Origin of the sequence: Micromonospora rosaria, from assembly GCF_001567585.1 — a bacterium.
GTDB classification, from domain to species: Bacteria; Actinomycetota; Actinomycetes; order Mycobacteriales; family Micromonosporaceae; genus Micromonospora; species Micromonospora rosaria.
Map to the genome: position 1 here is coordinate 1 of NZ_LRQV01000166.1, position 13,083 is coordinate 13,083.

The 13,083-nt window shown below is 73.6% G+C and carries 11 protein-coding genes; 4 read left to right on the forward strand and 7 right to left on the reverse strand.

Features of this window, described 5'->3' with window-relative positions; genetic code table 11:
* The first annotated feature begins 122 nt into the window (after positions 1 to 122).
* Positions 123 to 1,226: a ScyD/ScyE family protein gene (locus AWW66_RS28305; protein ID WP_067372634.1), complete on the forward strand. Its 1,104-nt coding sequence runs from the start codon at positions 123 to 125 to the stop codon at positions 1,224 to 1,226.
* 81 nt (positions 1,227 to 1,307) lie between these two features.
* Here AWW66_RS28305 and AWW66_RS28310 read toward each other — a convergent pair whose 3' ends face one another.
* The 4 genes from AWW66_RS28310 to AWW66_RS28325 all read right to left on the reverse strand — a co-directional run bounded on the left by AWW66_RS28310 (position 1,308) and on the right by AWW66_RS28325 (position 6,139).
* A complete protein-coding gene (locus tag AWW66_RS28310; protein WP_067372637.1) occupies positions 1,308 to 2,078 on the reverse strand; it encodes an SDR family oxidoreductase in 771 nt (256 codons plus the stop codon).
* 67 nt (positions 2,079 to 2,145) lie between these two features.
* Positions 2,146 to 3,636: an FAD-dependent monooxygenase gene (locus tag AWW66_RS28315; protein WP_067372640.1), complete on the reverse strand. Its 1,491-nt coding sequence runs from the start codon at positions 3,634 to 3,636 to the stop codon at positions 2,146 to 2,148.
* A gap of 216 nt (positions 3,637 to 3,852) precedes the next feature.
* Positions 3,853 to 5,085: an FAD-dependent monooxygenase gene (locus AWW66_RS28320; RefSeq protein WP_067372643.1), complete on the reverse strand. Its 1,233-nt coding sequence runs from the start codon at positions 5,083 to 5,085 to the stop codon at positions 3,853 to 3,855.
* 46 nt (positions 5,086 to 5,131) lie between these two features.
* On the reverse strand, positions 5,132 to 6,139 hold the full coding sequence (locus tag AWW66_RS28325; protein WP_067372646.1) for a methyltransferase: 1,008 nt from the start codon (positions 6,137 to 6,139) through the stop codon (positions 5,132 to 5,134).
* 272 nt (positions 6,140 to 6,411) lie between these two features.
* Between AWW66_RS28325 and AWW66_RS28330 the strand changes: the two genes are divergently transcribed.
* Entirely contained in the window at positions 6,412 to 7,191 is a 780-nt protein-coding gene (locus AWW66_RS28330) for an alpha/beta fold hydrolase (RefSeq protein ID WP_067372649.1), read from the forward strand.
* Between the two features lie 596 nt (positions 7,192 to 7,787).
* Here AWW66_RS28330 and AWW66_RS28335 read toward each other — a convergent pair.
* The 3 genes from AWW66_RS28335 to AWW66_RS28345 are packed head-to-tail and all read right to left on the reverse strand — an operon-like array spanning position 7,788 to position 11,108.
* On the reverse strand, positions 7,788 to 8,543 hold the full coding sequence (locus AWW66_RS28335; protein WP_245648520.1) for an SDR family oxidoreductase: 756 nt from the start codon (positions 8,541 to 8,543) through the stop codon (positions 7,788 to 7,790).
* A 2-nt stretch (positions 8,544 to 8,545) separates the two neighbouring features.
* Entirely contained in the window at positions 8,546 to 10,036 is a 1,491-nt protein-coding gene (locus AWW66_RS28340; RefSeq protein ID WP_067372656.1) for an FAD-dependent monooxygenase, read from the reverse strand.
* Between the two features lie 46 nt (positions 10,037 to 10,082).
* The gene (locus AWW66_RS28345; RefSeq protein ID WP_211272137.1) at positions 10,083 to 11,108 is read right to left on the reverse strand and encodes a ParB/RepB/Spo0J family partition protein; all 1,026 of its coding nucleotides are present in this window, start codon (positions 11,106 to 11,108) and stop codon (positions 10,083 to 10,085) included.
* 354 nt (positions 11,109 to 11,462) lie between these two features.
* On the opposite strand from AWW66_RS28345, the gene AWW66_RS28350 reads away from it, so the two are divergent.
* Both AWW66_RS28350 and AWW66_RS28355 read left to right on the forward strand, forming a co-directional pair.
* Positions 11,463 to 12,674, forward strand: a complete 1,212-nt coding sequence (locus tag AWW66_RS28350; protein ID WP_281179639.1) for a nitric oxide synthase oxygenase — start codon at positions 11,463 to 11,465, stop codon at positions 12,672 to 12,674.
* 6 nt (positions 12,675 to 12,680) lie between these two features.
* A partial coding sequence (locus AWW66_RS28355) for a carbon-nitrogen hydrolase family protein (RefSeq protein ID WP_211272138.1) occupies positions 12,681 to 13,083 on the forward strand: 403 nt, incomplete at its 3' end.

Sequence of the window (13,083 nt, forward strand, 5' to 3'; positions counted from 1 at the left end):
GTCCCGGCCGGCACCGGCGCCTGTGCGCCGGGCCGGGCCCCGACGACCGGGTCGGCCTGTCGGGCACGACGTGCCCGGCGGGTCAGTCTCGTTCCGCACTCCTCGAAGGAGCGATAAATAGTATGAAGAGACGGCTTTTCCGGACCGCTGCGGTCCTGTTCGGCGCGGCCCTGTTGGCATCGACCGTGCCGGCAGCGGCGGTCACCGCGTCGAAGAGGACCACGCCCCAGGCGACCGTGCTCGCGACCGGCCTCAACGGGCCACGGCACCTGGTCGCCGGCTTCGGCTTCGTCGTGGTCGCCGAGGCGGGCAACGGCGGCACCCTCACCTGCCCCAACGCCACCCAGTGCCTCGGTCGCACCGGCTCGGTCACCCTGGTCGGCCCCGGTATCAAGTACCCGATCATCTCGGGGCTGCCCTCGCTGGGCAACCAGTCCGACGGCGGCTACGCGGTCGGCCCGGCCGACCTGGCCATCAACAACGGCGAGCTGACCGTGGTCATGTCGAACCTGGCCTCCGGGGTGGACCCGGTGACCGGGGCCAACCCGTTCGGCGTGCACGGCCCGGAGATGGGCCGGCTGGTGCACTACCCGCCGGCCCTGCCGCCGGTCGCGCAGCTCGGCGCCGACTTCGGCGTCTACGAGGTGCAGAACAACCCCGACGGCGGCGCGGGCGCGCCGGCCGGCGCGGAGAAGGAGTCCAACCCGTACGGCATGACCGCGTACGGCGACGGGTACGCCGTCGTGGACGCCGGGGCCAACTCGCTGCTCTGGGTGCGCCCGAACAACGTCATCCAGACGATCGCGGCGCTGCCCACCAAGGTGGTCAACGGCCAGGTCGTGCAGAGCGCCCCCACCGCGGTCGAGGTCGGCCCGGACGGCGCCCTGTACGTCTCGGAGATCAGCGCCCGGCCGGGTAGCGCCCGGGTCTACCGGGTGGTGCCGGGCCAGGCCCCGACCGTGTACGCCGACGGCTTCTCGCTCCTGACCGACCTGGCGTTCGACAGCCAGGGCCGGCTGCTGGTCACCTCGATGCACACCAGCGGCGCGATGTTCCCGCCCAGCCAGGGCGCGGTCATCCGGGTCGAGGCCAACGGCTCCCGGACGACGTACAGCACCGGGATCGTCTCGCCGACCGGCATCACGGTCGCCGGGCCGGACATCTACGTCTCCAACAAGGGCCTGCAGGCCGGCCAGGGCGAGGTCATCAAGCTCCGCCTGCCGTGACGCCTGACGCCTGACGGCACTGACGAAGCGGCCCGGGTCGAGATCCTCGACCCGGGCCGTTTCAGGTGTGCCGCCGGACGGTCAGCGCAGCTTCTCCGCCAGGAACTGCTCCCAGGTGCGCTTGCCGATCAGCGCGCCCTGGAGGGTGAGGTTGTCCCCGTTGCGGTACGCCTTGCCGGGCTTGCCGGGCACCGGGACCGGCAGGAACGGCCGGCTCTTGCCCTTGGCCGCGAGATAGCTGCGGATCAGGTCGACCATCGGGTAGACGGTCGGGCCGGCGATGTCCGGCACCAGGCCGGCCGGGGTGCCGAGGGTCAGCTCCACCAGCCGGTCCGCCACGTCCCGCGAGTCGACCGGCTGGAACCGGATCACCTTGGGCGCCGGCACGATCGGCATGCCGCCCATCTTCGACACCACGGTGTAGACGAGGTCGTGGAACTGCGCGGCCCGCAACGTGGTGTACGGGATGCCCGACTCGGCGACCGCCTGCTCGGCGCCGTACTTGGCCTGGAAGTAGCCGAGCGGCACCTTGTCGGCGCCGATCACCGAGATGTACACGACGTACTGCACGCCGGCCTTGGCCGCGGCACGCATGAGGTTCCGGGCGACCTGGTCGTCGCCCTTGGGCCCACCGGCCATGTGCAGGACGGTGTGGACACCGTCGACGGCCCGCTCGATCCCCTCGCCCTTGAGCAGGTCACCGGACACGTACTCGACGCCGTTGGAGGGCTGGCGGTCCCGCCGGCTGATCACCCGCAGCTGGCGCCCGGCCTCCCGCAACTGCGGCAGGACGTGGCCACCGAGGGTACCGGTACCGCCGGTGACCAGGATGGGCAGGTTTGATTGCGTCATGGGTCTCCCGTTCCAATGTGGTTTACTTCTGCTCCGCCGGCCCCGACCTGCGGCCGGCCGCCCCGGTTCACGCGGCCACCACCGCCCGGGACGCCCCGAACCACCGGCTCAGCGCGTCGGCCAGGTCGCCCCCACCGGGTGAGGCCCAGGCGACATGGCCGTCCGGCCGGATCAGGACCGCGTCCAGCGGAGCGTCGGCGCCGTCCGTGGTGGCCGGCACCCAGGCTCCGCTGACCACGTCGACCCGGTCCGACCAGTCCGCGCCCAGCGTGGCCGCGGCTCCCTCCGGCTCGGTGTCGACCAGCACGCCGCGACCGGCGCGGAGCAGTTCAGCGATGCGGACCCGGCCGCCCCCGACGAGCTCCAGCTCGCGGTCGGGCGGCATACGCAGGCCCAGCAGGGGGTGCTCACCGGCACCCAGGTCGTAGCGGACGGTGACCCCGCTGACCATTCCGGCGAGGTGACGGGCGGCGCTGCCGCCGTCCACGAGTTCCCGCAGCACGGCGCGGACCGGCTCCATCTCGTCCCCGCTGAGGTAGAGCTGGGACGCGGCGTGGGTGTTGCGCACGAGCTGCGTGCCGAGCGGGTGCCGCTCGGCGTGGTAGGTGTCGAGGAGGTCGTCGCCGGCCCGGCCGGTGGCCACGGCGGCGAGCTTCCAGCCGAGGTTCACCGCGTCCTGGATGCCGGTGCTCAGGCCCCAGCCCGCCAGCGGCGGGGTGTCGTGGGCGGCGTCGCCGGCCAGCAGCACCCGGCCGCGCCGGTACTCGGTGGCCAGCACGCTGGAGTTGTCGAAGGCGGCGGTCCACCGGGCGGTCGCGCCGTGCAGGGACTCACCGGTCATCCGCTGCCAGGCGTCGGCGACCTCGGCGTACGCGGGCGGGGCGGCGTCCGCGGGCGGGCGCAGCCCCTTGTCGTGCACGAGGATGCGGTAGTACCCGTCGCCGAGGCTGACCGACAGCACCATGTGGCCACCGGGGATGCGCTCGCCGATGGGGCGCTGGCGCACCTCCACGCCGGTGATGTCGGCCATGTACATGCCCCGGGTGGGCACGGTGCGCGGCGCGTCGAAGCCGCCCACCGCCCGGACGGTGCTCCGACCGCCGTCGCACCCGATGACGTAGCCGGTGGCGACCTCGTGCCGGCCCTGCGGCCCGTCCAACGTGAGGACCACCTCGTCGGCGCTCTGGCGCAGGTCGACGAGGGTGTGTCCACGGTGGATCGGCACGCCCAGCTCGGCGAGCCACTCGGTCAGCATGCTCTCGGTCCGCGACTGCGGCAGGCCGAGCACGCCGTGGTGGCTCTCCGGCAGCGCGCCGAGGTCGATCCGCACGCCACCGAAGTGGCCCTGCTGGCCCTGGCGCAGCTCGCCGAAGCGGGCGAGCAGCCCGCGCTGGTCGAACACCTCGGCCACGCGCCGGGTGAACCCGAGCGCGCGGGATTCCCCGGACGGGGCGGGAAGCCGGTCGTAGACGGCGACGTCGGCACCTCCGAGCCGTAGTTCACCCGCGAGCATCAGCCCGACCGGTCCGGCACCCACGACCACCACGCCAGCTTTCATGTCTACTCCCGAGGGATGCAGGTCCGCTGCTTGGCGCAGCGGCCGGAGACGTGGCTGTCGGCGACCACCGTGTCATCGAGCGAAAATTCACCGTACGGGAGGACTCTCACCGATGGCAATCTTTTACGCCCTCGGCGTATCGCCGACGGCCACGCCTCGCCTGAAGATGAAACAACGATATAACTCTTGTTGAAATGAACGCCGGCAAAACGGCGACTAGGCGCCGCCCGCCCGGACCGGGACGGTGCCGGGCACCGGCGCGTCCCAGTCGATGTGGTGGTCGAACTGCCACGTCATCTTGCCAGGTCGCAGCATTTTCATCGCGATCCGCATGGTGATCGGCAGGAGGACGTCCCGCACGATCCGGGCCGACGCGTTGGCCTTGTTCCGGTTGGTCCGGGCCGCCGCCGCGATGATCCTTTCCACCCGCTCCCGGCGCAACCCCTCGTACGCGACGAACGCCTCGGCGTACGGCAGGTCGCGCAGGCACCGGGCCAGTTGCACGGCGCTCTCGAAGGCCAGCGAGGCGCCCTGCCCGGCGCTGGGCGAGGTCGCGTGGACCGCGTCCCCGACCAGCACCACCCGGCCCCGACTCCAGGTCGGGACCGTGCTGAGCGTCTCCAACGGCCCGGTGATCAGCAGATCGGCCGGATCGGTGCGGCGCAGCAGCTCGGGCGCCGCCGACCGGTCGTCGGCGACCGCCTCCCGCAGGGTCCGCAGCCACTGGTCGGTGCCGACCGCGCGGGCCTGGGCCACCGTCATCGGCTCCCGGTGCGGGAGGTTCATGAACCACCCGCCCGAGGAGTCGTCGTACACCAGGTAGCCGCAGGAGGCCCGCCGGCCGTAGCTGATGTTCAGCCGCCGGCCGGTGGACGCCATCCCGGTGTCCGCCACCGGGGCGGCGAAGCCGAGCAGCCCGGCGTACTCCGGCCGGGGCGCGGCCGGGTCGATCAGCCGGCGCACGGTGGAGCGGATGCCGTCCGCGCCGACCAGCACGTCGGCGCTGGCGCTGGTGCCGTCGGCGAAGTGGGCGGTCACCCGCTCCCCGTCCTGCTCGATCCGCTCCAACCGCTTGCCGTACACGGTGCGCACGCCGTGCCCGGCCGCCGCGTCGCGCAGCCCGCGACTGAGCTCGGCGCGCCAGACGAAGCGCAGCTCGGGCAGGCCGGGCGGGACCGAGATCTCGCCCAGCACCGCACCCTTCCAGCTACGCAGCACGGTGCCCGCCAGCGGCCGGCCGACCTCCCGGACGACGTCACCGAGCCCGATCGCGTCCAACGCGTCCTGCCCGTTGGGCGCGATGCTCAGCCCGCCCCCGACCCCGTCGGCGGCGCTGTCGTACGCCTCGTAGACGGTGGCCTCGACGCCGGCCCGGCGCAGGGCCGTCGCGACCACCGGGCCGGCGACGCCGCCCCCGATGACCAGCGCGGTACGGGTGTGCACAGTCATGTCTGCCGCCTTCGCCGAAGAGGACCGCCGGGGACGTCTGGGTCGATCACACCGGATCGGCCTCGATGATCGCCACACCCGCCGGCGTCTCGGTGATCTTCGACAGCGCGAAGCCGGCGTCGGAGAGCAGCCTGCGGTACTCCGCCTCGGTGCGCTCCCGGCCGCCGACCAGCAGCAGCAACCACAGGTCGACCAGCTTGCTGCTGTGCGGGGTGTTCCCCTCGGGGACCACGCTCTCCATCAGCAGCAGCTTGCCCTTGGGGCCGATGACCGACCGCACGTTGCGCAGGATGGCCACCGCCTGCTCGTGCGGCCAGTCGTGCACGATGTGCTTGAGGATGTAGGCGTCCCCACCGGCCGGGGCGGACTCCAGGAACGAGCCCTCCTCGATGGTGCACCGGTCGGCGACGCCGGCCTGCGCCAGCACCTGCTGCGCGGCCTCGACCGAGGACGGGGCGAAGACCACGCCGCTGGCCTGCGGGGTCCGCTCCAGGATCGCCGCGAGCAGGGCGCCGCTGCCGCCGCCGACGTCGACGATGCGGCCGAACGGGCTGTAGTCGTACCCCTGGGAGACCGGCACGGTCTCCAGGTCCGACAGGTTGCCCATGCCGGCGAAGAAGACCTGGGCGTACTCGGGGTTGGCGCCGAAGTACTCCCAGGCGCTCATGCCGCGCACCTTCGGCAGGGACGGCTCGCCGGTGCGGACCGCCTCCAGGAAGTGCCCCCAGTCCTCCCAGTGGGTCGGGTGGCCCATCAGCCGGGCGATCCGCCGCATCGACAGCGGCGCGTCGGTGCGCAGCGCGTCGGCCATCGGGGTCAGCTCGAAGGTCTTGTCCTGCCGCTCGGCGAAGACGCCGTGGGCGGCGAGCACGCGCAGCAGCCGGTACGTGGACTCCGGGTCGGCGTCGACCCGCTTGCCGATCTCCTCGGGCGCCAGCGGCCCGTCGGCGAGCTCGTCGGCGATGCCGAGGGTCGCCGCGGCGTACAGCGCCTGGCTGACCATGGCGCCCTGGACGAGATTGAGCAGTGCGAACGGGGCAGGTATCGAAGACATGCGGTCCTCCTGGCGATCTGGCCGGCGCTGTGGCGTTACCCGACGGGGCTTGCCGCCCGGTCGACGAATATGCGCTCCGGTGGCTTCCGGGGCGATGTTAGGGGTGCTTTCCCGAGCCCACAACGGCACGGGTGTGCGACCCCGGAAGCACCGCGGTCGCACATTCCGCACTCGTTGACAGTTGCCCCGGTCGGTTGTAATTTCGCCGGGAAATCTGCCGGGCCGGAATGGAATTTCGCGGACCGGGCCGCCGCGCGGAACAGGAGAACGCGATGCACAAGGTCGTTTCCCGGGACGGCACGACGATCGCCTACGTGAAGGAGGGCGAGGGGCCACCACTCGTGCTGCTCGGCGGCGGTTTCCGCGACCACACGGTCTTCACGCCGATCGTGCCGTACCTGAACCCGCACGTGACCACGTACTGCTACGACCGGCGCGGCCGGGGCGAGAGCGGTGACGCCCCCACCTGGGCCCTCGAACGGGAGATCGAGGACCTGGTGGCCGTGATCAACGAAGCCGGCGGCGAGGCGGCGGTCTTCGGTGGCTCCAGCGGCGCGATCCTGGCCCTGGAGGCCGCGATGGCCGGCGCCCCGATCACCCGCCTGGCGCTGCTGGAGCCGCCCTACCGGATGCCGGGGCACCAGAAGCCGCCGCCGGACTTCGCCGAGAACCTGGACGCGCTGCTGCGGCAGGACCGACGCGGCGACGCGGCGGAGCTGTTCCTGGAGCAGGTCGCCGGCCTGTCGGCGGAGGCGATCGCGACCTGGCGCACCAGCCCCCTGTGGTCCTCGAACGAGGCGCTGGCGCACACCCTCGCCTACGACACCGCCATCTGCGGCGACGGTCAGCTCCCCGTGGACCGGCTGGCCAAGCTGGACATCCCGGTGCTGATCGTGGCCAGTGACAGCACCGCCGACTGGCTGCGGGCGGCGGCGCACGCCACCACCGAGGCGTTGCCGAAGGGCCGGCTGACGACCCTGCCCGGGGTGTGGCACCGGGTTCCGCCGGAGCACATCGGCCCGGCCATCGCCGACTTCGTCCTGGAGGACTGACCGCCACCCCCGACGGGCCCGACCGACCGCTGGTCGTCGGGCCCGTCGGCGTGCGCGCACCGCCCGGCGGGCGGCGGACCGACCCGGCGACAGGCGGCGACGTGACCGGACCGCACTCGGCCCCGTGACCCGGCGGAGGGCAGCGGGGCGACGGCGCGATCGGGCGGCGGCAGGCGGGCGGGCGGGCGGCAGGACGGCGAGACGGGCGGCGGCAGGCGGGCGCAAGCGCCCTGTCGAGCTGCCCCGCCAACAGGACCATTGCCGGTCGTCCGGCGTCATGCCGCCGGACGCCCCTTCCTCGGTCACGTCGGCCGACCGCGGCCGTCGACCGCGGTCGCCGATGCGCGGCCACCGATGCGCGGCCACCGATGCGCGGTCACCGGACCGGTTGCCCCGCCCACGGGGGCAGTTCGACAGGGCGCACGACCCATCCACCCAGGCCGAGGCGGCTCCACAGGGAGGGCGACCGGCACCCCGGCCGGGGCAGGCCCACCGGAGGGTGGACACACCAGTCCCCCGCCCCGCACCAGCACGGTGTCGTCGGGCGCGAGGCGGCCCGGCGCACGGAGTGGGACGCCGGGCCGCACGGGCGACGGCTACCAGGGGACGGGACCGTTGTCGTCCTGCGAGGTGCCGGTGGGGCCGTCCGGGCCGAGCAGCGCCAGCCGTACGGCGATCGCCGCGCCCTCCTCGACCGTCCGGTGGCCGCGCCGGTGGTTCATGTCGGTCGCCACGAAGCCCGGGTTCGCCGCGTTGACCTTCACGGCGGTGTCCCGCAGCTCCTTGGCGTAGGCGAGGGTCACGAAGTTGAGGGCGGTCTTCGACGACTGGTACGCGATCGCGTTGTAGTCGCGGAACCAGGAGTCGGGCGCGGCGTTGCGGGTCAGCGAACCCGCCTCGCTGGACATGTTGACGATGCGCCCGGCCGGTGCCCGGCGCAGCAGCGGCAGCATCGCGTTGGTGACGGCCACCACGCCGAAGACGTTGGTGTCGTACACCTCGCGGAGGTCGTCGACGGTCGCGGCGCTGGGTGGGCCGGTGAAACCGCCGGCGATCCCGGCGTTGTTGACCAGGATGTCGAGCCGGCCGTACCGTCGGTCGATCTCGGTCGCGGCGGCGGTCACCGACGCGGCGTCGGTGACGTCGAGCGGCAGGGCGGCGACGGAGAGGCCGGTCGCGGCGAGCTCGTCGGCGGCCTGCGACCCGCGCCGCGGGTCGCGCACGCCCAGCAGGACCGTCGCGCCCCGGTGCGCCAACTGCCGGGCGATCTCCAGGCCGAGGCCCCGGTTGGCCCCGGTGACCAGGGCGACCCGGCCGTCGGCGCGCTCGTCCAGGTGCGGGTTCGTCGCCACGGTCAGCCCACCGCCGGCTTGCCGAACCAGCGCAGCAGCGCGTCGGCGAGGTGCTGCGGGGACGTCCCGGGCGGGCCGACCCAGGCGACGTAGCCGTCCGGGCGGACCAGCAGCGCCGCCGCACCGGCGAACGCCGCCGCGCCGTCGGGGTCGGCGGGGCGGGCGGGCACGGTGTCGACCCGCTCCGCCCACGGCGCGGCGGCCTCCGCCCAGCCGGACCCGTCGTCGAGCACCAGGACGACGCCCCGGGCCCGGTGCAGCAGCCGCAGCGTCGAGGTGGGCCCGTCGGCGGCGGCGAGGTCCAGGCCGGGCAGCCGGCAGCCCAGCAGCGGGTGCTCGCCGGGGCCGACGTCGTAGCGGATGGTCAGGCCGGTCACCGTGTTGATCAGGTGGCGGCGCACGTCGGCGTACGCGGTCAGCTCGGTGACCAGGTCCCGGATCGGCGCCACCTCGGGGCCGCCGACGTACAGGATCCGCTGGGCGAGGGTGTTGCGGATGACCCGGGCCCCGACCGGATGCCGCTCGCTGTGGTACGTGTCGAGCAGCCCGTCCGGCGCGTGCCCGTGGATCTCGGCGGCCAGCTTCCAGCCGAGGTTGACCGCGTCCTGCAGCCCGGTGCTCATGCCCTGCCCGCCGATGGGCAGGTGGATGTGCGCGGCGTCGCCGGCGAGCAGCACCCGGCCGCGCCGGTACTCGGCCGCCTGCCGGCTGGCGTCGGTGAACCGGCCGATCCAGCTCGGGCTGCCGGCGCTGATGTCCTCGCCGGTCAGTCGCAGCCAGGCCGCCGCGACCTCGGGGTAGCTGGGCGGCTCGGTGCCCGGCCTGGGCACCACGCCCCGCTCGTAGTACGTCACCCGGAACCGGTCCGCGCCCTGTTGGAAGGCCAGCACCAGGCCGCCGGGCACCCGCTCGCCGTTCGGCCGGGGCTTGACCCGGATGCCATCGACCTCGGCGAAGGCCAGTTCCATCACCGCGTCCTGGCCCGGGAAGTCGATGCCGGCCAGCTTGCGGACGGTGCTCCGGCCGCCGTCGCAGCCCACCAGGTACGCGGCACGCAGCCGGCGGGGACCGTCGGGCGAGTCCACCGCGACGCTCACCCCGTCGACGTCGGCGTCGAACCCGGTGACCGTCCAGCCGCGCCGGATGTCGGCGCCCAGCTCCGTGCCCCACTCGTCGAGGATCGACGAGGTCAGCGACTGCGGCACGCCCGCGGCGCCGTAGGAGCCGCCCGGCACCTCGCGGTAGTCGAGGGTCAGCCCGCCGAAGTGTCCGATCGGGATGGTGCCGAACCCGCCGAAGCGGGGCAGCAGTCCACGCTGGTCGAACACCTCGATCGTGCGGGAGGTGAACCCGAGGGCGCGGGTCTGGTCGGTGGGATCCGTCGAGCGTTCCAGCACGACGACCCGTACCCCACCGAGCCGCAGCTCGGCGGCGAGCATGAGTCCGACCGGTCCGGCTCCCGCGATGATCACATCCGTGTCGTTGGCGGGCATGTCCACCTTCCGTGGTCGTGCGGCCGGCCCGACGCCGGCCGGCGCGTCAGCTCTCGTCGGCCGGGTCGGCCGCGCTGAGCTCCATCTCGCGGGCGAGGCGTTCCCAGCCCGCCGCGCAGCGTCGGGCCACCCGGGCCACGATCAGCGCGGCGTGCGGGGGCACCCGCTCCACCACGCCCTCCAGCTCCCGGCTGCGCGGGGTACGCAGGTCGAGCCAGCGCAGCAACTCCCGGCCGACCTCGTTGTACCGCAGCGACGGATCCTGCCGCAGGCCCTCCAGCAGCGCGCTGCCGTCCGGCTCCGGGCAGGCCGCCCCCGCCTCCGGCCGGGCGGCCCGGCGGGTGGTGCTGCGGCGTCCGCCGGCCGCCGCGGGTACCGGGTCGTCCCCGCGCCGCATCCGGGCCCGCACGTCGCGCACGGTGGCCACCGAGATGCCCGCCTCCCGGGCGATCTCGCGCAGCGAGGCCTCCGGGCGCTCCTCCATCAACTGGCTGGCGATCCACCGGCCGGCGGCGCTGCTCAGCGGCCGGGCCCGCCCGTCCATGCCGATGCGGACCTCGGGTTGGCCGACGTCCCCGGCGGCGCGGCGGACCGCGGCGACGGTCTTGTCGGACAGGCCCACGGTGGCGGCCACCATCCGGTCGGACCACTCGGGGTAGAGGCCGATGATCCGCCGGGCGGCGGCCCGGCGGTCGGCCAGGGTCAGCGGCAGGCCGTGTGCGATGTTCGCCTTGACCGCCTGGACGAAGACGCTGCGGGCCGAGCCGTCGAAGTACACCACCTCGACGCTGTCCCGCCCGGCGGCCAGCGCGGCGTGCAGGCGGTGCATCCCGTCGATGACGCGCATGGTGCCCCGCTCCACCAGGATCGGTGGCAGCGGCACGTCGGTGGCGGCGAGGACCCGCACGTGCTCGGGTCGGATCCCGTCGAGACGGGGGGAGTCACCGGGGACCAGCGCGGCGATCGGCACGGTGCTGGTGCGGTACCGGTCGAGGTCGGGGATCGGGTCCATGGGGTAACCGTCGCCGTCCGGGGTCGTCCGGGCCGGCGCGGTGGTCGCGTACTCGGTCAATCTGCTCCGCCCTCCGGGTCATCGTCTCGGGCGATCCGGAAGCAGCCGGGAAAGGAATGACACCGTTCCGGCAGCGCTCTGCTGCGACTGTAGGGCGGGGTGTCGGGGTCGACAATGTACCCTCCACGATCCTGACCTGCAGCGCACGAGGGCTTGACCATCGTTTGACGTTTGCCGCTCACGACCAGCGGGTTCAATGTCTGCCGACCGAGCGTTCAATCAGTATTCCATTTCGTGGTGAACAGCGGTCGGTCAATTTCCCCTACCGTCCGGTGAGCGGACGTCGCCGGCTGCCCTCACGGCAATGATGCCGGTGGCCGGTGAAGTGCGACCGACCCCGGAAGGCGGGCACTGGTGGGGAAACCGCAGGTACGACAGCAGCTCCGGAGCGCTTCGGGACCGGGTGACACGCGAGGACCGGGCTGCCCGGTCACCGGACACCGCGAGCCTCGACGCAGCGGCGGAGCCGACGAACGTCCACTGAACGCGTCCAGCCAGCCGGGCACCCTCCCCGAGGAGGCTGTCGCCTTTCTGCGCACCTGCGCGGTGGAGCTGGGCTGGGACACCGCCCGGTACCGGCAGCGCCGGACCGAGGTGCTGGCCGAGATCGCCCGCACCGGCACGTACGCGCACACGCTGCCGGAGCTGGAGATCGGCGCGAAGCTGGCCTGGCGCAACCACACCCGGTGCATCGGCCAGCTCTACTGGCGCACGCTGGTGGTCCGGGACCGCCGCGAGGTGCACACCGTCGACGGCGTCCTCGACGAGCTGGAACGGCACCAGGAGGCGGTGTACCAGGACGGCGCGATCCGCCCGACGATCACCGTCTTCGCCCCGGAGGGGCCGACGACGCCGGGGCCCCAGATCGTCAACGCGCAGCTCGTCCGGTACGCCGGGTACCGCCAGCCGGACGGCGGCGTCCGGGGCGACCCGGCCAACACGGGCCTCACCGAGGAGCTGGTCGCCGCCGGCTGGCAGCCCCGGTCCGGTCAGTTCGACCGGCTGCCGGTGCTGGTGCGCGGCTCCGACGGCGAGGGCTGGCGGGAGCTGGACCCGACCTCCTGTCCGGACGTGCCGCTGAGCCACCCGGACCACGACTGGCTCGCCGACTTCGGCCTGCGCTGGTACGCGTACCCGACGGTGTCGGACATGCGGATGGAGATCGGCGGGGTGTCGTACCCGGCGGCGCCGTTCACCGGCTGGTACGTCGGCGCCGAGATCGGCGCGCGCAACTTCGGCGACGTCGAGCGGTACAACATGCTGCCCGCCGTGGCGAAGAGCCTGGGCCTGGACACCAGCGAGGACCGGACCCTGTGGAAGGACCGGGCGCTGATCGAGCTGAACGCCGCGGTGCTCAGCTCGTACGCCGCCGCCGGGGTGCACCTGGTCGACCACCACACGATGACCGACCAGTTCCACCGGTACACGCAGGCCCGACGCCGCTCCGGGGAGGTGGTGCACGCGGAGTGGAGCTGGATCGTGCCGCCGATCACCGCCTCCGCGACGCCGGTCTACCGCGAGTCGTACGATCCGAGCGTGCTGCGTCCCAACTTCTTCCGCGGGTGAGGTGTCGTGGCGACCATCCGCGTGACCGTCTGTGAACTGCCCGGCGCCGCCCCCGACGGGCCGGAGTGGGCCGACCTGGCCGACCGGCTCGCGGGGGCGGGCAGCGACCTGCTGCTGTTGCCGGAGATGCCGTTCTCGCCGTGGCTCGCCGACCGGCCCGGGTTCGACCCGGGCGCGTGGCGGGCCGGGGTGGCCGCGCACGAGGCCGGGCTGCGCCTGCTGCCCGGCCTCGGCGTGCCGACGGTGGTCTCGACCCGGCCGGTGGAGCACGCCGGCCGGCGGCGCAACGAGGCGTTCCTGTGGAGCGCGGCGGACGGGTACCGCCCGCTGCACGTCAAGAGCCGGCTCCCGGCCGAGGAGGGCTACTGGGAGTCGACCTGGTTCGAGCCCGGCCCGGAGCCGGCCCCGG